The sequence below is a fragment of the Tepidibacter mesophilus genome (genome assembly GCF_002724055.1).
Taxonomy (GTDB): Bacteria; Bacillota; Clostridia; order Peptostreptococcales; family Peptostreptococcaceae; genus Tepidibacter_A; species Tepidibacter_A mesophilus.
This window is the reverse complement of record NZ_BDQY01000037.1, coordinates 1-22,448: the sequence shown is the minus strand read 5'-3', so window position 1 is coordinate 22,448 and position 22,448 is coordinate 1. Positions and strand designations below refer to the sequence as shown.

Genomic DNA, 22,448 nt, shown 5'->3' with positions numbered 1-22,448 from the left:
ATCATATTTTTCAATTTATATTTTTTTACTATATCTCGTATTATTATGAACTTGTCTTTAGGAAGCAATTTTATTTCTTTGGTATCATCATCCTTTCTATCATATCGATCTTTTTTAGAAGTTCGTTTTCAGCTTTCAATAAATTATTTTCTGCTTGAAGTCGTGCATACTTCTCCTCTAATGAAAGTTCCTTAGTTGTTGGTCTTCCAGAATAAGTTCTTCTTGTATCAGTTAAACCAAACACACCATTATTTCTATAAGCAGCTCTCCACCTTTTCCCAGATGCTTTAACTCTATCAATCCCTATGATATCTACATCAAATCCACATTCTTCGAATATTTCTCTAGGAAATTTTCCGTTCTGATTCTCAGCTATAAAAATTTTCTTAAATTCATCAGTATACGTGATTGCTTTATTGGTAACGTTTTTCACATATTTATTTTGTGCCAAAGTTTCTATTTGTTCTTCTGTAAATATCTTTTTACTCATTTTTTTCTCCCCCCAATTCTCATTTATTTAATTATACATAAAAACACCCTATAAAGTAGACTTTTTTATAGTGTCTACTCTATAGGGTACATTTTACTTATGCCATAGCCTTAATTTTTATTAAACTATATAACTATTTCTTTAAAATCATCTTTAAAGCTTTTTTAGATCCTCTTTTAATATCCTTTTCTAATTTCCTTTCTTTATAGCTCGTAAAAAGACTATCCATATCATAATCTTTTGGATATAATTCTTCGGCCTTTAAATTAAGTTTTATTCTTTTAACATTCACTTCTATAAATTTTCCATTATGCAAAACTTGTACGTTGTTAAATTTATCAACTGGTTTATAAATTATTCCAAAGTCATCTTTATCTAGTAACTTAACTCTATCCCCTATATCATATATAGATATTTCACTTAATTCTTCTTTTATCTCTATTTCTTTAAAAGGATATTTCTTATTCTTTTTCACTATATCTAAATTATAGTTTTTATCATTTATATACCCTTTAGCTCTTTTTAATACTTTATCTTTTATTCCCATTTTTTTAGATATGAAAAGTGCATTACTATCCTCTGATGCACCTATCGTCAGCTTATATAGTGGTTCTAAAGTATTTTTATCAAACATCATGCCCGCATTTTCGAATTCAGGATGAAGTGATGAAAACTTTTTAATTTCACCATAGTGAGTAGATGCTATTGTTACACATCCTATTTTATAAAATTCTTCAAGAATAGCTATAGCCAGACTAGATCCTTCATTAGGTTCTGTTCCACTTCCAATTTCATCGCATAAAATTAAAGTAGACTTATTTGATAAATTCATTATTTGTGCAATATTTTTTATATGTGAAGAGAATGTACTAAGGGCATTTTCTATGCTTTGATTATCTCCTATATCAACAAATACATTTTCAAAAACACTTATTTGAGTATCTTCACTCGCACATATATCAAAGCCACATTGAGCCATCAATGTTAAAAGTCCTACCGTTTTTAATGCTACTGTTTTTCCTCCTGCATTAGGTCCTGTTATTATTAAACTTCTATAACTTTTCCCTATTTCAATGTCAAGAGGTACAACCTCTCCTTTTAAAAGAGGGTGTTTTCCATTTACTATTTTCGTATAACCTATATCATTTATCTTAGGTGTAATTCCATTTATATTTTGACTATATTTAGCTTTTGCGAATACCATGTCATATTCAGCTATTATCTCAATATTTAATTTTATATTTACTATTTTTTCAAATATAAGTTCTGTTAGATAAGATAGTATTTTATATTCTTCTACAGATTCTTGTGCCTTTAAATTTATAAGTTCTAAACTAAGTTTGGAAACACTATTTGGTTCTATAAAAACTGTATTTCCTTTTGAAGATGTATCTAATATAATCCCATTAATTTCATTTTTATATGTTGATTTTATAGGGATAACATATCTATCATCTCTTTTACTTATTATAAATTCTTGAATATATTTTTTGTTTGTAGATGATGTTAAGAATTTATTTAATTTTTCTTGTATTTTACTTTCTGCTAACAATGTATCTCTTCTTATTTTTTTTAGTTCTTTACTAGCTTGTGAATCTACTTTGTTTCCTTTTATACAGTATCTTATTTCGCTTTCTATATTCTCACACTCAGTTATATTCGATGCATATGAACTTAATATTGGTGAATAAAACCCTTTATCTATCATGAAAGTCTTTATTTTTCTACATCCTCTTAAAAAATCTTCCATACGTATAAGTTCATCTGGGTATAGTACCATTCCTTTTTCAACCTTATCTATGATTAAATTTACATTAGATAAACCATCTAAAGGTATGTGGTTACTAGATTGTATTATACTCCTAGCTTCTTTATTTTCTCTTAACCTTCTTTGTACTATATCAATATTTCCACTGGGAGTTAGCTTATCTAAAAGGTCTTTACCAAGTGAAGTTGCACAATAAGTTTTTATTATCTCTTTTAACTCGTTTAACTGTAATTTTTCAAATGTATCTTTATTCATTTATATTTCTCCTTTATTTATTAGTCTTTTATACTAATGGACTTAATAAATAAGGAATTCTTATTTTGGGTTAAACTCCTTATTTATTAAGTTTAACTACCAGCTCAGCATATTTATATTTTTTCATAAAACATATCTCCTTTAATATTTTTATTGTTCAATATATTATTTCATATATATTATTTTTATTCAATATCTATAATTACAAATCTATCTATTTTAAATATTTAATATATCCATTTTGAATTCTATAGATTTTGATTAATCTATTACTAAAACTGTATAATATTTATTATAAGTTTCTTCTAAGTAATAATTAAGCATCGTTATTGCTTCACTCTCATTCAACTCACTTAATTCATTAAGTATATTAAGATACTTATACTGATTCTCTAAATAGCAAAAATATAATATTAAATCGTATCTATCTTGTATTAAAACTCCATACCTTGTAAAAATATCTTCTTCCGGATAATCGTCTTCTCTATATTCTGAAAATGTATGAACAGCCTCTCTTATAGCTATGTTAGAAAACACAGAATTGCTTATGTCTGAATTAACCGAATCCATAATAGTATTTTCTATTAATTCATACAGATAACAATTTCTATGTACAAACGATTCTCCTTTTTTTATATCAACTTTTAAATTTAAAAAATCTTCTATATTCATATATTACCTCCGTTATTTTTACTAAAACCGTTTATAATTTTAAAAATCAAATATAGCTTATTTCTCTAATCTTATTATTTATCATGTAGTCTATAGTATCATAAAATCGCTTATAATTTTTTAAATTCTTATATATTATTTTTATGATATCTTAATACCCATCATATTTACAAAATTAATGTATACTATAAAATACCATATTGTATAAACCAAACACACATAGCACTTACTGTACCTAATTTAATTATATTCTATTACTTCATTATAAAAGTCTTTTTGTTTTCCAGTTTCAGCATCAAATACTACAGTATACATAGATTTATTATATTCTCCTAAAACTTTATACTCTAATTTTCCATCAGTATTTATGACTAAAAAAGAATTTTTAATTATAAAATCTTTATCAAATTTTGAAAGAATTTTTTCTTCATTTATTTTAGGAATAATAATCTTTCCACTATAATCAGTAATACTCATATTAAATGATTTTATTATACCTTTTTCATTAATTTCAAAATCTACTTCTTTTCTTTTATCATAAATATCTCCCTGCATTCCTATAAACTTATATGAAACTCCTCCAAATTTTTCTTCTTCAAGTATTTTTGATTTTTCTTTATCTATTTTATCTACAGTATAACTAAGTAATTCAGCGTCATAATCCACCATATCTTCACCATAAATATTTCTAACTATTTTTTTCGCAATTTTATCAATGCCTTCTTTTGAAAGATTTATTTTTGTGTCATTTATTACATTATCATATTTTTCACTACTATACTTTGGAATAATATAGATAGAATCATCTTCTATATTGTAGCTAATTTCATAGTTTATATCAGCTAACATATTATTTTTATTCGAACCTTTGCTGACTATATCTCCTTCAAATTCATAATATTCATCATGCTGCTCTTTGAATTTAAATATGTATTGATTTTTGTTATCGATTGAAATTATTTTTTTAAATATATTCTCGCAAATTTTCTTAGCTTGATTCAAATCAACATTTTTAAATCCAAATGTTTTTAAGCTATTAAACTCTTCTGTATTTAAAATTTCATCTGCTTCATTGTTAAACCTTGAATATATATCCGTTATTTTTTTTTCATCTGAACACTCACTATATAATTTGAGTAGTTCTATATTATAATTGTATAGTGTCCTTAAATAGCTTTCTTCTTTATCATCTATGTAATTATCTTCAATAATCTTTTTTATATTTTTATCAACATTCCAATACACATTATTCAAATAATTGTCATCAAAATTTATTCTTTTAATCGATATCTTTTGAACTGTCAAATTTGATAATATTAAGTCCACAGCTTCTTTAGTTTTAGAATTAAAATTATTATGCTTGTTTATTTCTTTATCATTGTAAATAAGCATATTTGCAATATCATCATTTAAATCCACTAGCATCCAGTTAAAGTTTCTTAAATCCTTATTCATCATCTCATCTAATTTTTTTTTATAAGAATTAATAGATTTCAACCACGTTACTGAAGAATATATCAATACTGTAATAATTAAAATTGATATGATTTTTTTTAAAACTTTTTTATCTTCTTGTTTCATATGATTAGCCCCCCATTTTGACTATAATGCTTTAAATCCTATTTTCTATATGTCTAATTGTATTATTTTTACATTTTTAAATCAATGATACATTTGTTATGAAGCTTTAGAAACTAAAATTGTAGCAAAGAAATATAACCACAATATACTACTAGCAAGGAGGGATTGTAAATGTATAATCCATATTTATATTCAATGAATCAAAAACAATACATGAAATCAATTAAAAAAAACCGTACGTCTTCTGCACGTAATGATAAATATATAGATTGTGATAAAGGTTTTAACCTAGGTGATTCTGCACCTGAATTCACTTTAAAGGGTATAGTTGATGGGGAACCTAAAGATGTCTCTTTATCAGATTATAAAGGTAAATGGGTAGTAGTATTTTTTTATGGATCAGATTTCACATTTGTTTGACCTACTGAACTTGCAGCAGTTGCTGACTCGTATAAAGAATTTCAAAATTTAAATACTGAAGTACTCGCTATTAGTACGGATAGTATTTATTGTCATAAAATCTTTATGCAAAAATCCCCTTCTGGTCAAAAGATAAACTATCCTTTGTTGTCTGATAGAACGCAAGCAGTTTCTAAGAAATATGGAGTTTTAAATGAAAAAGAAGGATTTGCATATAGAGGTGCTTTCATAATAGACCCTGATGGAAATATTCAGGCTTATCTAGTTAACCCACAGGTTGTTGGAAGAAATATAAATGAGATTTTAAGAATTATACAAGGTCTACAATACAATTTAAAAACTGGTTTAGCTGCTCCAGCTAACTGGAAACCAGGTGAAAAAGGAATCCCTATAGGTTGGGAGTATGTAGGCAAATATTAATTAATACAAATAAAAAAGCTTGTATTGAGTACACCTCCAAAAGTTAGATTTTGTGTCTAACTTTTGGTATGCACTTCAATCCTCAATATAAAAAAATAGTAAAGTTAATTGTATGAATATACTCTAAAACATTAAAATTATGCAGCAATATCATAAGTTTATAAATAACTATTAATCCCATATTTTAATAAAAATGTACATTTAATAAACTTTATAAACTTATCCAAAACATATATTTATTTTCCAATTTTTGTGGTATAATTGATATTATATTAACGAAAGGGGTGGTTTAATGAATATATTATTTGAAAAACAAGAACATAAAAATGATAAGAAAAAGAAAAAAATGATGTATTTCATAATCGAGGACAATATAACAGGAGATTTAAGAGCTGAAAAAAGAAATTTCATAAATATGCAATCTAAGTATAATCCTGATGGTTGGACTTACGAAGATATAACTGGCCCAAACGAAAAAATTATAATCGAAACTATATATAAATCAGAAATAGATGAAAAATTAAAAAAACTTCGTCCAACACCTCTTGGATTTAAAGTTGATAAAAATATAAAAATAGGTCTTGAAAAAATTGCTAAAGAGAAAAATCTTTCTCTTATAGAAGTCACAACTATGGCTTTAAATGAATATATAGAAAAAAATGAGCACTTATTATAAAAATCCTATGCCATGGCAAGTGCCATGGCATTATATATTGATAAATACAAAATATCTTACTTATTGCTTTGATTTTACCATTTTATTTAATTTCCTTTGCCTAATTATTTCTACTACCATCCTTTTGTTACATTCAGTACCTCATCCGAAATTTCTCCTGCTAGATATTCTTGAATTGCTTCTTCAATAATATCTATTGCTTTATCTATTTCTTCCCTTGTTATTACAAGAGGTGGTTGAATTCTAAGAACGCTACTACCAAAAAATGTAAGTATCAATCCTTTTTCCCAGCATCTATAACATATTTTAGCGGCAGCTTCTTGTGCTTTTTCTTTTGTTACTCTATCTTTTACCAAGTCTACTCCTAATGATAATCCGATTCCACGAACATCTCCTATAATGTTACATCGTTTCTTCATTTCATTAAATCTCTCTTTTGCATGTATTCCTAACTTTTCAGCATGCTCTAATAAATTTTCCTCAACTATTACATCTATCGTTGAAATTGCTGCACTGCAACAAACAGGATTTCCTCCCATTGTAAATATATGAGCTGGTGCTTCTAATGACTTCATAATTTCTTCTTTTGCTACAATTGCACTTAGAGGCAATCCTGACGCAGCAGCTTTGCCTATTACAATAACATCGGGGATAACTTTAAAATTTTCTATTCCAAACCATTTTCCAGTTCTCCCAAATCCCTGTTGAACCTCTTCACTAACAAAAAGTATTCCATTTTCTTTACACAAATCATATAATTTTTCTACATACTCTTGGGGAGGAACAATTAATCCAGCATCTCCCGAAATAGGTTCCATTACAACTGCTGCAACTTCCTGTGCAGGTATGTAGTGTTTAAACGCTGTATTTAAATACTTTATACACTCCATACTACAGTTTTCTTTTTTCTGACCAAAAGGACATCGATAACAATCAGGATATGGGATATGGTGAATATCTGGAAGTAGAGGCCCTATTTTTTTTCTCATATTTAGACTAATAGCACTTAAAGAAAGAGATCCATAAGTAGACCCATGATATGCTTTAATGAATGATATAATTTTACTTCTACCCGTGTATGCTCTCACGAACTTAATCATACCATCGTTTGCATCTGATCCAGATAAGCCAAAAGCTACTTGTTTCGGAAAATCTCCAGGAGTTATTTCTATAAGTTTGTTAGCAAGTTCTACTATCGGTTTGTGGTACATATACGCTGTGGTATAATGAATAAAGTTATCTATTTGATTTTTGATTGCTTGCACTACTTTTGGATGAGAATGCCCCGTATTTATTGCTCCTGCGCTAGATAGCAAATCTATATACTTGTTTCCATCAATATCTTCGATTGTACTGCCATACCCTTTTTTTATAACTAATGGATAATATGGTACACGTGATGAAGCTGAAATAATTTTACTATCTTCATTTACAACTTGCATACAATTGTTAGTATCTCTTTCCATAAAAACACCTCTTTTTAAATTTGATTACTTTTCAATTAGATTACTATTAATATTAGCAAGTACCGTGCCAAAGTTCGATTTTTCAGAAAAGTGTGTATTTTAGAGGGTTTCTTTAAATTTTCTTTAAAATATAAAAAGAGTTAAAGTGTAAATTGGTTTACACTTTAACTCTTTTTATATTTTAATTTTTACTCTTTTTATAAAATTTTCTTTTCTAAAACTTATGATAGAAACTCATATAAACAAAATCATAATTCTCTATTAATTATATATTACACCTTGTATGTAAACAATTTTACATGTAAATGTGTTAACACTTATTGATTTAATTCATATTTTTTTAGCATCTTATAAAAAGTAGGTCTAGAAATACCTAAGATTTCTGATGCTCTTTTTTTATTTCCATTTGTTGATTTTAAAGTATCTAGTATAATTTTCTTATTAATTTTAATTGAATCTTTTCTTATTGTTTGTTCATGCTCACATTCTTTTAATCCAGCCATTTTTAGAGTTGTTACTGTTATGTAATCACTATTATCAATATATAATGCTCTTGATATAGTATTTTCAAGCTCTCTTATATTTCCTGGCCAAGTATGTTTCATAAGCACTTCTTTAGCTTCATCACTCATACCTTTTATATGCCTATTTATTTTATTCTGAAAATTTTTGATAAAATATTCTGAAAGCAATAAAACATCATTACCTCTTTCCCTTAAAGAAGGAATTTCTAGACAAAGAACCTTCAATCTATAATATAAATCTTCCCTAAATCTGCCGTCTTTTACCAATTTTTCTAGTTTTCTATTAGTAGCAGCAATAATCCTTACATCAACACTAATTGGCTTATTTGCACCAATTCTATTGACACACATTGTTTCAAGAACACGCAAAAGCTTTGCTTGAAGATGAATCTCCATTTCTCCTAATTCATCAAGAAATAATGTGCCTCCATTTGCCAGCTCAAATTTACCAATCTTACCTCCCTTTCTTGCTCCAGTAAAAGCTCCTTCATCATATCCAAACAATTCACTATCTATTAATTCATTGGGAAAATTCGCACAATTTAATGCAATAAAAGGTTTTTCTCTTCTATTACTGTAGTTATGTATAGATTGCGCAAACAGTTCCTTTCCCGTACCACTTTCTCCAAGTATTAAGATATTTTCATTAGTTTGAGCAAAAACTTTGGCTAAGTTTATATTTTCTTCTATTTTTTTACTCTTTCCTATAATATCATCAAATGTAAAATACGCTTGATAGCCAGCAATGGTATTGGCAAGCTTTTTACTTCGTTCAATACCTCTAAATATGTCAATAGCTCCTATAAAATCACCTTTTTCATTGAATATAGGATACCCCGAATTAATTAAATGTTTTGTTTTTTCTTTAATAATTAAATAATACTCTACATCAATAATACTTTTTTTATTTTCAACAATCTGAAGAAGCATAGGTTTTTCCTTTGAAATGTCCCCTATATATTTATTAAGTAGATTTTCCTTATCAACTCCAGCGATATTATAACATGCATTATTAGCATACTTTATATATCCATCTTTATCACACAAAGATATTCCATCATTTACTGCATCTAATGCTCTCATTAATAAATCATTGTGATTACTATACTTATTGATCAATTGTATAGACTTATCCATATATAAATTAATCTTCTCTAATAATTTATTATATTTTAGGTCATCTTCATTCTGAGTTAATGTACACAAATAGTAGCATGTATTGTTGAAATTAGACGTTCTATATAAATACAAATATATACTATGTTGTTGATCTCCTAATTTAAATATTTTCGTTAATTTTATATTCTGTAATGTTTCATCAAACTGCAAATCAATGCTTCTATTTATACAGTGCTCTAATTTTTTACTCTCTTCATAATCATAAGCAGCAATAATTGTTTTATTAATATCCATTAAAAATATACAGCCTTTTTGCTCAATACGTTCAGTCTCAAGGTAAAAACAATCTTTAATTACATCAATATAATTTCTATTTTGAACTTCAACATTTTTGTTCATAAGTAATGAATATAAACATTCTATAATTTTATTATTGTCCATTAAATCCCCCCTATTCTTGATTGATATTTATAATTTTTATATAAACATATTTTTTCTAAGTTTATAACATTTTATAAAATAATAAAAATTATTATATTTATATTATCATTAAGAAAAAAAATCCTAATAATTTAGGATTTTTCATATTACTATGTACGTTATAGTTTAACAAATATACTGTATCTACTTTCTTTTCATCTAAATCCCTATATTTATAAAAAATTTATCAGCTTCAATTGACAAATTTTTTACCTTCTTATTTTCTTCTAAGTCTACAAAAAATAGTAAGACCGTACTTTTACACATAAACAATATTATAAACTTTATATTTAATATCATTTATGTTAATCTTATTTAGAGGTTACTAAAATAAAAAGCAAGTTAAAGTTGTAGCTATAATAATAGAAAATTATAATAAGGAATTCTATGTAAATATCAATATTATTAGATATCAAAATCTATTTAATTTATTAATTTAAACAGATCATCTTGTTCTACTCTTTCAATAGCTCTTATATTAAATTTATTCATAGAAACAGATTCCTTATGCTCATTTTTACTTTTTTTAATCTCACTTATATCCACAAATTCTTTATTTGAGGTAGTTTTTTCTACTGTCATTAAGTATATTTTATTAAACATACCTCTAACGGATGCATTTGTAATGTGAGAGTATGAAATTATTTGAACTCTAAACTTTTTAGCAAGTTCAAATATCTCTTTTAGGAAATCTTGTTGTGATGTTTCACCAAAAGGATTATCCATAAGTAGAACTTTACCTTTATATTTACTAATATCTATTATTGCATTTCTATCATATCTCTTGTATTCAAGCAATAATGTTGTCATTATAAATGACATGCAAAATCTTTGTCCACCAGTTGTTTCATTACTAATAGAATTCCATTTGATAGTATCCGTCCTGTTAATTTCATACTTTATTATGGATATTGGTATTGTACCAATATTTATAATTCTATTGAGAATATAGAACGTATTTATTTTTTGATCTACATCATCTAAGTTCATATCTTCAACAATTTCATCCATTAGTATATTTACTAAATGTAAGCTATTCTCAATTTTTTCTTGTTTAGGTAATCTTATTTTAAACAACTGCTGTCCTTTATGCTTACCAAGTTTATTTATTATCTTGAACTCTTCAATACAATCGATTACATAATCTTTCACATGCCTTGAAATTAAATTTTTCTCATTTTCAACTTGCTCGCTGTGTTTTTCCACCTTACTAATTTCTTCTCTTATTACAAGCAGTACAATATCCACCTGTCTTAATTGCTTTTCATATATATCCTTGTTTATCATTAAGCTTTCAATGATTTTTTCATATTTATTTTGATTTTTAATATTAAATTCTCTAAGATCTATAACCATATTATTGTAATTATATTTTAATTCATTACTATCACTTTTTATTGTATCTAAAAGATTTTGCAGCCTTCTGCTTTCGTTAAATACATTTTGTGGCTGATTTATTATTACTGCATCTTCCCTCTTATATTTTTTAAGGTCTCTTAACTCTTGCTCTAATTTAGAGCATTCTTCATTATTAATTTTAATATTTGACTCTATATTCTTTAACTCTTTTTTTATATTTTCCCTTCTTTCTTTAAAGTTAAAATCTTTTATTAACGATGTATCGCACGGTTCCTTTCCATCGAAATTATCAAATATATTTCCCTTTATAGTCTTTATTTCCCCTTTTATTCCTGATATTGTTTTGTCAATTTCTTCTCTTTCATTATTTAGTTTTTCCAGCTTATTATCATTGCTAGATAACTTTACGTCTAATTCTTCTGATTCATACGGAATAACTATTTGTTCAAAGTTTGGTATATTAATTTTACTTTCAAAACCAGATAATTCTTTTTTATAAGTTTCAATTCTTTTTAAAATTTTTTCTATATCTTCATTTAAATCTTTTATCTCTTTTGCTGTAGAATCCTCCGAATATCGCTTATATTTAACCTTAAGTTCTTTTAATTCTAAGTTAACTATATTTTTAGATTCATACATTTTAAATCTATCAATTTCACTTTCTTGTATTTTCAAATCAGATTTTAATACTATTTTGATTTTATATAAACCATTAATATTTGATTCAATTTGATCTATTTCTTCGTCTGTACTTGTAATTATTTGAGTAACTTTTTCTATTTTATTTTCATTATCTTTAAGCTTGCTTCTATTTTTAGCAATTATATAGTACTCATTTTCCAGTTTTTTAATTTCATTTAATTTATTTTCATATTGATTTTTTTCCAAAAACAAATTACCTTTATTACTATTTAGTTTCTTAACTTTAATATTAAATTTTTCTATTTTACCTTCTTTACTTTTAATTTTATTACTTAAAGAAATTTTTTCTCTTTTATACTCAGAAATTTCTTTATCAATATTTAAATCATTAGTAGTATATTTAAGCACATTTGTTTTTGCCATAAAATCTTTTAATTCATCATATTCATATTCGATTTCTTCTATTTTATCTTTTATTATTTTAATATGACTTTTTACTTTTTCAATATCACTTATTCTTTTCTCTGGGTCCAAAGTACTTGTATCAAAAGAAGTTAAAATATTAACATCATTACTTATAGTCAGGTTATTTGAAATAGTAAAGAACCCCTCTTCTATTTTATCTCTAATTAAAATTGGAATAGATATCTTAGTTTTGTTTTTTAATTGAATATTTTTTAATTTTTCATATTCACCATTAGTAATTATAATAGAATATGGTAAAAGAGGATTTTTTAAAATTAAATTCTTTTTATATTCTATATCGACTGGTAAGTTGATAATATATTTAATTCCTTCAATAGGCTTTATGCCTTTTTTGTCTAACTCTCCTAAAATCTCTTCATCTAAATTAATGGTTTTATAGTTTTCTAGCTCATCTAATTGTTTCCTTAACTCATTTCTTTTGTCTATAAAATTATCTTTATTTAGATTTAAATTAAGTAAAACATTTTTAATAGAGATATTTAATTTTGAGGTTTCTTCAAGTCTTTCATTAATCTCAAATTTTTCATTTATTTTTCTGTATTCTCTTAATATCTCATCCGATTCTTCTTTTCTTCTTTCTAATTTTTCAAGTTTATTAATTACTTGTTGTTTTTTTTCACTTAATCTATTTATTTCAGTTGAAATATTTGATATTTCCTTATTCTTATCTTCTATTTCTTTTTCTTCTGAGAGTATTGTATTATTGACTTCAAAAGCTTCTTTTTCAATAACATTTAAATAATTGCCAAAGTCAATAATTTCTCCAAAAAAACTGTAGGAAATGAATTTATTAATATCGCGATTCTTTTCTTTAAAATTTTCTATCACCTTTTCATGTTTATTTTGCATTTCTAAAATAGATTTATTTTTAGACTCAATATCTATTAATGTCTCTTCGATTTTTTTCTTATAATTTTTTAAGTCTTCCTTCTTCCTTTTATATTCAGAATCTCTATCATTATTTTCTTTTAGTTTTACATTAATTTCTTTAATGTCCTCAAGTAAATAAAAATGTATGCTACTTCCTAGTTCATTAAGTACTTTTACAATCTCTTCGTAACTTTTATCTTTTTTATTTTTTTCAGTTTCCTTCTTAACTTTATCTAATTCCTCTTCTTCTATTTGAGATTTTTTATCTTTGTACTTTAGTATATTTAAATATTGAGTATTTAAATCTTTATCATCACTTTCTTTACTTATTTTTCTTGCAATATTCTTTAATCTTACTTTCAACCCCTCAATTTCAGTATTTTTAGAATTATATGTATAACTATCCTCTTCATATTTGATTTGTGATTTTTCTTGCGTTTTTAATATTTCTTCTTTCTTATAGAAATTAATTTTCTCTTCCAATGCTTTTTTCTTGTTTCTTATATACATATATAGACTTGCAAGTTCATCTCTAATATTTCTTTCTTCTTCATTTAATTTAAGAATTTCTTGTAATTTCAGTTCTATGTCACCAATAAATTCATTTAGATATATATAATTTTTATGGTCAGCAAGTTTATCTTTCATTTCAATAATATTATTTAAGCATTTTCTTACTTGGTCTTTTAAAACCACTATTTGTGCCATACCATCACCTTTATTAGATAAACTCGATTCAATTAATGGTAATATGCTGTCTCTTATAAGTTTTTCCCCTGTATTGTATTCGTTTACAAATTCAGAAAGCCCCCCCTCTTTATTATTGTTATTTAGTTTAATAATGACTTCCTTCCATTCACTTTGAGATATTCCATATTCCCCTAACCTTTCTCTATATGCCTTCTTCCCATTACTGTTAAAGAAATGAATTTTACTTTTACCGTATTTAGCTTGTAGATTCTTTATATATTCTTCTGTTGAAGCTAAAGATTGAACAACTTTATTCCCATTAGCATTATTTTTTAATAACGGTATGTTTTCAATATTTATTCCAATTTCAGCAGATTCCTCAATAATGAAAGTAAAGTATTTATATAAATCATCCTTTCTTTCCTTCTTCTGTTCATTACTTGAACCTGCCTTTCTTTCAAATCCAATTCCCGTTAATAATAACGTTTTATCATCATCAAGTATCCATTCTATAAGAGAATATACAGGTTCTTTTTTTGTATAGATTGCAGAGAATGGCTTTGCAACATTTGATAGAGGACAAACACTTTGAATAGCCGTTTGAATACTCATGGTCTTACCTGCAGTATTTTCTGCCTCCACCTGTAAATTATCACCATAAAGTTCCATTGTTCTATTGCTAAGTAGTCTATCCACTCCTTTACCATATTTAAAATTTATTATCTTATATTTATTAATTAGTGGCATTAGCTTCTTCCCCTTTTCTTAAAACTAACTCTTCAATTAATGTTTTTCTATCTTCATCTAAAAAATGATTGTTCATAAGTTCTCTAAATCTATTAGTTTGTTTTATCTTATCTTCATCTCTAATGTATATAACTAAACCTTGGTTTTTCAGAAAATTTATCACCCTTCTTATAAATCCAATTTGATAGTCTGCTGATGTGGTAAGTATACCTTTTTTGCTTGCTTCATCCCACTTTCTTTTACTTTCCCATAAAACTTTAATAGCTATTATATTAAAAGCAGACTTTTTCTCAATTTCTTCTATATCATCTCTTGCAGCCACTCTATCTAAGGATTCTTGCACTAATGTTAATATTTTAGGAACATCAATATATGATGCTGGAGAAAGTTCATTTGTAAATTCAGTGAATATAATTGTCATTATTAAATAAGCTAAATAACTATCCTTTAAATCCTTACCAAGAAGAGGTTCCTTTCTATAATCAAACCCTATAATATCATTATCCTCATTAGGTATTAAATATAATGTATCTGATATTGCTATAATTTTAACCTTAGCGACTTCACATATTCCTTCTAACGCTTCCCTGACAAAGCTATTATTTACATATGCTAAAAATAATTCTTTAAATTCCTTTTCTTTTATCTCACTCTTTTTAAGTAATCTATAAAATATTTCATTAGCAGTTTTATAGTCTTTTAAAGATATATTCATCAAATCCACCTCTTATAGTCCAATTAATTTAAAATTTATATTAGTTAATTCCAATTTCACAGCAGTCATATCTTCTAAGTTAATTTCAGTATTTATAATCATTTCATCACCTAAGATTTTTTCTGAAATCAAATAGTCTATTCTTTGCATATGATTATATTCTTCGTTTACTAACCTTTCAACGATTCTTTCTATTTGAAAATCAGTATTAGGTGAAAACGTACTATTATTTATCAGTTTCATAATTTTATTTATATAAATTGCTTCCCTCTGATTTGCAAAAAACATAACTACATCTCTCATTAGCTTTGAATCCATTGTAAGTTCTATATATAGATCTTTATTTATCTTTAGGAAATGATTTAAAAATTCCCTTAAAGTAAAGTTTTCTTTCTCAAATCCATATTCAAATAAAGCCTTAATAAATGTATAATAATAATTCTCACAATAGAGTATTTTAGATTCCTTTTCTTCATCCACTAAAATATCATAGTCATCCTTATCATGTATTGTATCTTCTTTAGTATCTTCCTTCTCAATTAACATTTGCTCTTGATAAGGGACACTAACATTAAAAGTATTAGGAATTTCTGCTTTAAATAAAGGAACGTATAATTCTTTAATCACATATAAAAAATTAATATCTTTTTCAAGTTTGTCAAGAATTTCTTCTTTGAAATTAAATCTTTTTAATACTGGTGTTCTTAATAATTTTTTTAATATATCAGAAAACTCTTCTCTAAAATCTTGAACTCTCGAAATAAGATTAGCGGCTGTATTTTTAGCCATTGTTACACCCTCTATTAAATCCCTCATATGTATTAACTGAATCCTAATATCTTCAATTTTTTCTTTACTAATTTCTTCTTCTCCTTCTAAATATTCCTCTTTATCTCTTATAATTAATAAAACATCTTGCTTTAATTCCTCATATTTATCCATTTCATTTAATAATATACTTACAGTTGTATCTATTACATTTGAATATTGATTTTCTCTAATATAAAAGATATCTACTTTAATTATTTTTATGTAATTGTCAATTTTTTGTCTTTGTACTTCTAAGGTATTTACTATCTCATAGATATCTTGCTTTGCACCTGTGTAATCTCCTTTATCTATTCTAAGCCTTGCAACCATTTGAGATATTTGAATTTGAAACAATTCATCATATTCTTTAGTTGATAAAAGTAGTCTGTACCCTTCTGTTGTTAGTGAGTAAGATAGTCTTTCTTGGTTATTAATTTTCACGTTTTTATCTTCTATAATTCTTATACTAGCGTCAATATGCTCATTTTTTTCAACTGAATAATAAGGGAATAAAAAAGTTTTACCGTTATTAGTTAAACCATTGATAATGTAATTCGTCAATTCATCTAAATCTTCTGATGAAAACAATTTTTTATAAGAAATAATATTTAATTTTTCAATAAAGTATTTAATGTCATCTCTAATACAATATTGTCTTCTTAAGGACTTTTCAAATATAAAACATAATACTTCAATTAATAAATTATAGAACTCTATATTTGTAAATTCTTTAAACTTATTTCTATTATTTGATATAGATGATATTAAATAATAAGATCCAATAGCATTAATTCTTTTATTGTAACCCCCTATAATATTTATCATATCCATAGCCATTACACCTCCAGGTCGTACATATTAAGTGCTTCTTGTGGTATATACCTACCCTTTAATAAAATATCTTCAATTTCTTTTTTAAGTACATTATCATTAATTGTTTCTATCCCCTCTTCATAATTAACTTTTTGTTCTTTTGGTGTCTTTCTTAAATTTTTATCATTACATTTTGTAATCATTAATTTATACGGTTTTTCCCATAAACTTATAGTATTTAAGTCAAAGTTTCGTCTTAATGATGAATAAATGCTAAAACCTTCTCTATCAATATCCCCCCAATATAAAAATTCATTATTTGCATTTTTTAGATACTCTAATGTGATATCGTCATTAATTCCGTTTATGCTACTTATAATCTTCTTTCCTTCCCCATATACAATAGTATCTATTTTTCTTTCAAGAATACATTTGCCTTCTAAAAGCATTTTAGATATTGTAATATAGGTATCTTTATTTTCCACAATTAACACAGTCTGAGGGGATACCCTATTTATTGATAAATAGATAAAAGGTTCTGGTGTCTTATACACATTCAAATCCTTTATTATATCAATTTTTAAATTTTTAAGAATAACTTTACCTTTATCACTATTTATAAATTTTTCGTCATTAAATATTTCATACGACCTTTCATTTACAGATATTATTTTTGAAAAACTTTCCGATTTTTCAATAAGATACTTATTTAATGATATTATTTTTTCTTTATTTTTTCTATATTCTTCTATGTTTTTTCTATAATACTCTATATTTAACCTTGGATGTATTCTATAATTTATTTCCTCTAAATCAAGTTCATCTTTTTCATTCTTTACCTTTATAATTCTGTACTTTGTATATATTCTCTCATACATTGGAGTTAAATCTGATGTTGTAATTGGCTTTAATCTATTTTCACTAACTAAGTTTTTAATCAGTTCTACGGTTTCTTTATGTTCCTCTATTTTATATATTTTTTTTATTTCATCTAAATAAATGTAGGTTTTCTTTAATTTGCTTATCATATCTCCTCCATATTATTAAAAATTATTATGTTTATTATAGCATACAATGGCGGACTTATAATTAAATAAGCTCTTATTATTTCCATTAAAATATATAATATAGATTTATCTTTTGGCTTGTTTATAAAATTAATAAATCTATTGACTAACATTGCTTATAAACTAAAAAGACCGCACTGAATTTCTTCAGTACGGTCGTGTATTTCACTGGTGTAGACGAATCACCTCCATCTAAATCCACTAATTATATTCAAAGAGAATGCAATTTGCCTATCAGCTTCTTATTCTTATGAATCTTACTATCTTATTCAATAATCTTAATAATTATAATCCTAATTTAGTTTATATAAAATTTTTTACTCTCTTATATGTTCTCTTTTTTCATCATGAATCTTCCAATAGTCAAAAATGAATTCATTATATTCACGGATATTAGAAAAATAATATCTATCATGGACTTCTATTTTTTCTTTCACAGTTGTATTATTCCCCTTACAATAAGGACAGATAAGAAGTTCTCCATGTTTTTTAAAATAATCCACTGTAACATCATTAATTAATAATTTTTTTGAACAATTACAACACTCTACTTTGTATACAAAGAAAGTTTTATCCTCATTAGCTTTCTGATTAGGAACATCATTAGTAAATATGATATCAATCACCATCTGTGTAGCTGTTCGTATAGCTACTAGATTTTTTTCAATTTTTATATCTAAGTTCTTAAAATCATACCATCCCTTTGGATTTATATTTATTCCTTGTGCGGGCATAAAATCAATAGGTGCGACTGAAAATTTCGCTCCCAAAGATCTTCTATGAACAATTTCATTTCTTAACTCAATAATCTCTTTCACATCTTTACAATAATACAAATCTAAAATAATCTGTAAATTATCATTAGAACAGTACTTTTTCTTTAGTGTCTTATGGAAAGAATTACTTTTTGACTTAGTAGAAATATTAAATAACTTATGCTCTTTTTTTATTTCAGGCTTTATCTTATCAACTATTTTATCTGGTAAACGAGTGATCACTGGTTTATATCCTTTATTGTGTTTGACAAAATCAATATTATGGCACTTAGCTTCTATAATTTTATTTCTTAAATCGTTACCTACAACCAAATCAGTGTAAAGAAATTGATTTAAAATAATAAATAGATATTCCCATGCATTTGAAATCCTTAACAAGGCATTTTCTACGTAATATGCATGAGTTCTTAAATTGAAATCAGTACCTCTTGCCACTGCAACACTAGTTGCAACTGATACACATAAATCGTTATTATAATAACTCTTCAATTCATCAGTTATAGGTAGTGTAGCTAAAAGCATTCCCATATCAGTAGTACTATTCTCCTTTAACAATTTAGGTTTAAATTCATCTCTGTAATTTTTAAGAAGCCGATTAACTTTTTTCTTAATTTTTTCATCAAAAATGAATTCGTTAATACTATACATTTCATATGTAGCATCAGGATTTTCTTTTTTATATTTATTTTTCTTTGTAAACCACTTATCTAACATAAATTACTCCTCTTATAAAAATTTTCACCTTATAATTTAATTCTCAATATATAATCATGAAACAATAGCTACTTAATAATACAGTTCACAATAATACTAAACTTTAATAAATTTTACCTAGCATTAATTATCAAGCATATGTATTCAAATTTCTCATTATATGCATTAGTTAATTTGTAAAACTATTCTTAATACTACAAAACTAATGTATCTTACAACATATCCTATTGAACATTATTTTAACTATGTTATTGCTTCAAAAACTTAATATAGACCTTTAACTCAGTGGTTAAAGGTCTAATCTATAATTATAATATGTTATTTACATTTAGTATCATCCAGATAAGTATTCATAAACTGCCGCCAATGCAGAATTCTTAATCTGACGTGCTTTAACGGTCCCAACATAATACGCTTCCATCAGTTTAGTTTCTGGTGCTTTTAGCACTTCAGCTATAGTTAATAGATTTACTTCTCTCAACTTTTGTTTTTGCCAATAAGTCAAATCTAGACAATCTATACTCTTATTTAATTGCTTTTGTAGAATATCATCAGTATAACCATTCCATATTTTTTCAGAACTTTGACTAAGTTGAATAAACGATTTACTATTAGCTCCAAATTCACTCATTCTAGCTACTGATGAATTATGAATTATATCTAAGGCAGTTTTAGTTGCACTAGACTCAAGTGCCAATAAGCATCCAAAATTAACACTATATCTTGTTCCAACTTCACTTTTACTTGCCTTAATTCCTTTAGAATGTCCTGAAACTATTCCTGTATATTCCAAAATTCTTAATGCATCTTTTACAAGTTGCGGTGCATTTTTATGTACCCAAAAATATAGTGTTGTTTTTTTTCCTTCACTAAGATACCTATCATTTTTATCTTTCAAATCTGGTAGAACAATATTTTCAATAAAATCTCTACTCCAATCAACTAATATATCATGACCAGTTATTTTCTCACCTAACTGAGAATGCTCCGCCCATATTCCCGTACGATAATACTCTCTAATTACTTTATTAACTGAGTTAGTATTTAGTTTTTCACATTGCGCTATTGTTTTAAGTAAATGCCTTGGATTCCCATTTGCAGCATATGCTAAAATACTAAAATTTTCACTCCTACTGTTTATATTTTTTCTCATGCTATCATCAACTTGCTTTAAGACCAATTCTTTCATCTTAAAGATATAATTATCCTCATCAATGCTTCTCGCCATATTTATAAAAGTAGCATCATGCATGGGTTCAAATGTATCTCCAAACATAGTTACTCCTGGATACACTGCAGCATTAACAGTTATATATGGCGTTCTTAAATCTCTAAACATAGTAAAGAATTGTCTCTGATTTTCTGGAATAAATATATGTGCTGCTTCATCTATAAAAAAAGCGATTCTTTCTATGTTTTGTTCCTCACAGATATCTTGTATAATATCAGTAAAATTATCAATAGTTGGGAGGATAGAAGCATCTAACTCAATACCTGGGTTTTTCCATGAATTTTCAAACTTCTCGAGTAGCTCATCAATAGCTGTATCAGAATTATTTCTTCCAATACCTCTTGTTAAAGAATTAAATGCGTTTGATGTGGCAGGAGTTATTCCCTGTAATCTTAACGCCTTAACAAGTTCTGAACATAATCTAGATAACATCCACAGCTGAAATTGCTTATCATTAGAAGTTTGTATAAGTGATGATCTCCTAAAAGTAACATATACAGGAAGTATTCGTTTTTCCTCAAATTCATTTTTTAACTCTAGTTGAGTCATTCTTAATAAGAAAGACTTACCCATACCTCGACTACCAACTAATATTACTGGAGACGATGATTTCAACTTCTCAATAGTGACTTTATCTTGGCTCATTTCAACAAATAAATCAGTTAACTTATTTAATTTTATTTCTTCAGTCCTTAAAAAAAATTCACTCATGCTATACATTCCTTATCATAAAATTGTTGTATTTCTGGTTTATGACCAATGATATCAGTTAAATATGATTCAAAATTTTCTTTTGCTTCCATATTATCTAATAAGTCATAGTATCTAACAAACATTGAAAATGTTACTACAGATTTTACTATTGTCGCTTCTTTATGCCATGCATTAAATGCCATTTCATCAAATTGAATTTTTTCTGGTAATCTACAATCGATAATATCATTGCCATGTATATATTCAGAACAGTTTCTATACACTTGCTTTGCCATATTTCTGTATTTATCAGCATACCTTGATAGATTAGGACAAAACACATCTATATACACTTTAGAAAAAATTCCTGATTCTTCATTAACTATACTTGACCAATACATGTCTTTTTTTCTATTAAGCCACATTTTTAACTCTTGTTCATTAATAGATAATTGAATTCCAAATAATGTTTGCTCAATAAAAAATCTCAAAGAAACAAATGCATGTCTATAATTTCCTTGAACTAATGCTAAATTAGACATATAATATTCGTTTAATGCAGACTTATATAGGATATTTTCTTTTCTATTGGTAATCAAGTCAATCCATTTCTCATATTCAGTGCCAAAATAATGACTCTTAGATAATAGTCCCGATTTGTCATAGTCAAATGTTTCTTCTACAATACTTCCATTTAATTTATTTATTTCGCTATATATTTTTTTATAACTTTTCATTTCTCACATCCTTCACTAATTTGTTGTTTATTTAATTATATAATAACGAATATCAAATTTCTACATTTTATTCCTTTTTATACCTTTTTAGTATGCTAAACTATAATAGTGCAAAAATACTTCAATAAATTTCCATTTGAATAAAATAAAAAAACATTTATACAAAACCTTGTTATAATTAAGTTCCTACACAAAAAAATACAAGGAGGTATGTATAAATGTTTCAG

14 protein-coding genes and 1 pseudogene are annotated in these 22,448 nt (G+C 25.9%); 2 read left to right on the top strand and 13 right to left on the bottom strand.

Going from position 1 to position 22,448, the window contains the following annotated elements; translation table 11 throughout:
* From Tmeso_RS15140 to Tmeso_RS15125, 4 genes and pseudogenes are all read right to left on the bottom strand, one after another.
* A pseudogene (locus tag Tmeso_RS15140) lies at positions 1 to 490 on the bottom strand (HTH domain-containing protein); the annotation flags it as partial.
* Between the two features lie 133 nt (positions 491 to 623).
* Entirely contained in the window at positions 624 to 2,513 is a 1,890-nt protein-coding gene (locus Tmeso_RS15135) for an endonuclease MutS2 (RefSeq protein ID WP_099192708.1), read from the bottom strand.
* A gap of 261 nt (positions 2,514 to 2,774) precedes the next feature.
* Entirely contained in the window at positions 2,775 to 3,185 is a 411-nt protein-coding gene (locus Tmeso_RS15130) for a hypothetical protein (protein WP_099192706.1), read from the bottom strand.
* 240 nt (positions 3,186 to 3,425) lie between these two features.
* The gene (locus Tmeso_RS15125) at positions 3,426 to 4,766 is read right to left on the bottom strand and encodes a hypothetical protein (protein ID WP_099192704.1); all 1,341 of its coding nucleotides are present in this window, start codon (positions 4,764 to 4,766) and stop codon (positions 3,426 to 3,428) included.
* A 213-nt stretch (positions 4,767 to 4,979) separates the two neighbouring features.
* On the opposite strand from Tmeso_RS15125, the gene Tmeso_RS15120 reads away from it, so the two are divergent.
* Positions 4,980 to 5,606: a peroxiredoxin gene (locus tag Tmeso_RS15120; RefSeq protein WP_099192712.1), complete on the top strand. Its 627-nt coding sequence runs from the start codon at positions 4,980 to 4,982 to the stop codon at positions 5,604 to 5,606.
* A 292-nt stretch (positions 5,607 to 5,898) separates the two neighbouring features.
* Positions 5,899 to 6,282 carry a hypothetical protein gene (locus Tmeso_RS15115; RefSeq protein ID WP_099192701.1) on the top strand — a complete coding sequence of 128 codons (384 nt, stop codon included), beginning with the start codon at positions 5,899 to 5,901 and terminating at the stop codon, positions 6,280 to 6,282.
* 113 nt (positions 6,283 to 6,395) lie between these two features.
* On the opposite strand, the gene Tmeso_RS15110 is transcribed toward Tmeso_RS15115, so the two are convergent.
* The 9 genes from Tmeso_RS15110 to Tmeso_RS15070 form a co-directional block, all read right to left on the bottom strand.
* Positions 6,396 to 7,748 carry an aspartate aminotransferase family protein gene (locus tag Tmeso_RS15110; RefSeq protein WP_099192699.1) on the bottom strand — a complete coding sequence of 451 codons (1,353 nt, stop codon included), beginning with the start codon at positions 7,746 to 7,748 and terminating at the stop codon, positions 6,396 to 6,398.
* 317 nt (positions 7,749 to 8,065) lie between these two features.
* Positions 8,066 to 9,832 (bottom strand): sigma-54 interaction domain-containing protein, encoded by a 1,767-nt coding sequence (locus tag Tmeso_RS15105; RefSeq protein ID WP_099192697.1) that lies wholly within the window; start codon positions 9,830 to 9,832, stop codon positions 8,066 to 8,068.
* A gap of 462 nt (positions 9,833 to 10,294) precedes the next feature.
* On the bottom strand, positions 10,295 to 14,665 hold the full coding sequence (locus tag Tmeso_RS15100; protein WP_099192693.1) for a coiled-coil domain-containing protein: 4,371 nt from the start codon (positions 14,663 to 14,665) through the stop codon (positions 10,295 to 10,297).
* Positions 14,652 to 15,380 carry a DUF6063 family protein gene (locus tag Tmeso_RS15095; protein WP_099192691.1) on the bottom strand — a complete coding sequence of 243 codons (729 nt, stop codon included), beginning with the start codon at positions 15,378 to 15,380 and terminating at the stop codon, positions 14,652 to 14,654. The genes Tmeso_RS15100 and Tmeso_RS15095 overlap by 14 nt, the downstream gene beginning before the upstream one ends.
* 12 nt (positions 15,381 to 15,392) lie before the next feature.
* Positions 15,393 to 17,021, bottom strand: a complete 1,629-nt coding sequence (locus tag Tmeso_RS15090; RefSeq protein ID WP_099192711.1) for a hypothetical protein — start codon at positions 17,019 to 17,021, stop codon at positions 15,393 to 15,395.
* A 5-nt stretch (positions 17,022 to 17,026) separates the two neighbouring features.
* Positions 17,027 to 18,031, bottom strand: a complete 1,005-nt coding sequence (locus tag Tmeso_RS15085) for a Wadjet anti-phage system protein JetD domain-containing protein (RefSeq protein WP_099192689.1) — start codon at positions 18,029 to 18,031, stop codon at positions 17,027 to 17,029.
* 356 nt (positions 18,032 to 18,387) lie between these two features.
* Complete coding sequence (locus Tmeso_RS15080) at positions 18,388 to 19,560, bottom strand: hypothetical protein (protein ID WP_099192687.1); 1,173 nt, start codon at positions 19,558 to 19,560, stop codon at positions 18,388 to 18,390.
* A gap of 334 nt (positions 19,561 to 19,894) precedes the next feature.
* Entirely contained in the window at positions 19,895 to 21,502 is a 1,608-nt protein-coding gene (locus Tmeso_RS15075; RefSeq protein WP_099192685.1) for an ORC-CDC6 family AAA ATPase, read from the bottom strand.
* Entirely contained in the window at positions 21,499 to 22,221 is a 723-nt protein-coding gene (locus Tmeso_RS15070) for a hypothetical protein (protein ID WP_099192683.1), read from the bottom strand. Before Tmeso_RS15070 ends, Tmeso_RS15075 begins: the two co-directional genes overlap by 4 nt.
* Positions 22,222 to 22,448: the final 227 nt, after the last annotated feature.

Coding starts and splice junctions, on each gene's coding strand:
- Tmeso_RS15135 (WP_099192708.1), bottom strand. CDS start 2,513: ATGAATAAAGATACATTTGAAAAATTACAGTTAAACGAGTTAAAAGAG.
- Tmeso_RS15130 (WP_099192706.1), bottom strand. CDS start 3,185: ATGAATATAGAAGATTTTTTAAATTTAAAAGTTGATATAAAAAAAGGA.
- Tmeso_RS15125 (WP_099192704.1), bottom strand. CDS start 4,766: ATGAAACAAGAAGATAAAAAAGTTTTAAAAAAAATCATATCAATTTTA.
- Tmeso_RS15115 (WP_099192701.1), top strand. CDS start 5,899: ATGAATATATTATTTGAAAAACAAGAACATAAAAATGATAAGAAAAAG.
- Tmeso_RS15110 (WP_099192699.1), bottom strand. CDS start 7,748: ATGGAAAGAGATACTAACAATTGTATGCAAGTTGTAAATGAAGATAGT.
- Tmeso_RS15105 (WP_099192697.1), bottom strand. CDS start 9,832: ATGGACAATAATAAAATTATAGAATGTTTATATTCATTACTTATGAAC.
- Tmeso_RS15100 (WP_099192693.1), bottom strand. CDS start 14,665: ATGCCACTAATTAATAAATATAAGATAATAAATTTTAAATATGGTAAA.
- Tmeso_RS15095 (WP_099192691.1), bottom strand. CDS start 15,380: ATGAATATATCTTTAAAAGACTATAAAACTGCTAATGAAATATTTTAT.
- Tmeso_RS15090 (WP_099192711.1), bottom strand. CDS start 17,021: ATGGATATGATAAATATTATAGGGGGTTACAATAAAAGAATTAATGCT.
- Tmeso_RS15085 (WP_099192689.1), bottom strand. CDS start 18,031: ATGATAAGCAAATTAAAGAAAACCTACATTTATTTAGATGAAATAAAA.
- Tmeso_RS15080 (WP_099192687.1), bottom strand. CDS start 19,560: ATGTTAGATAAGTGGTTTACAAAGAAAAATAAATATAAAAAAGAAAAT.
- Tmeso_RS15075 (WP_099192685.1), bottom strand. CDS start 21,502: ATGAGTGAATTTTTTTTAAGGACTGAAGAAATAAAATTAAATAAGTTA.
- Tmeso_RS15070 (WP_099192683.1), bottom strand. CDS start 22,221: ATGAAAAGTTATAAAAAAATATATAGCGAAATAAATAAATTAAATGGA.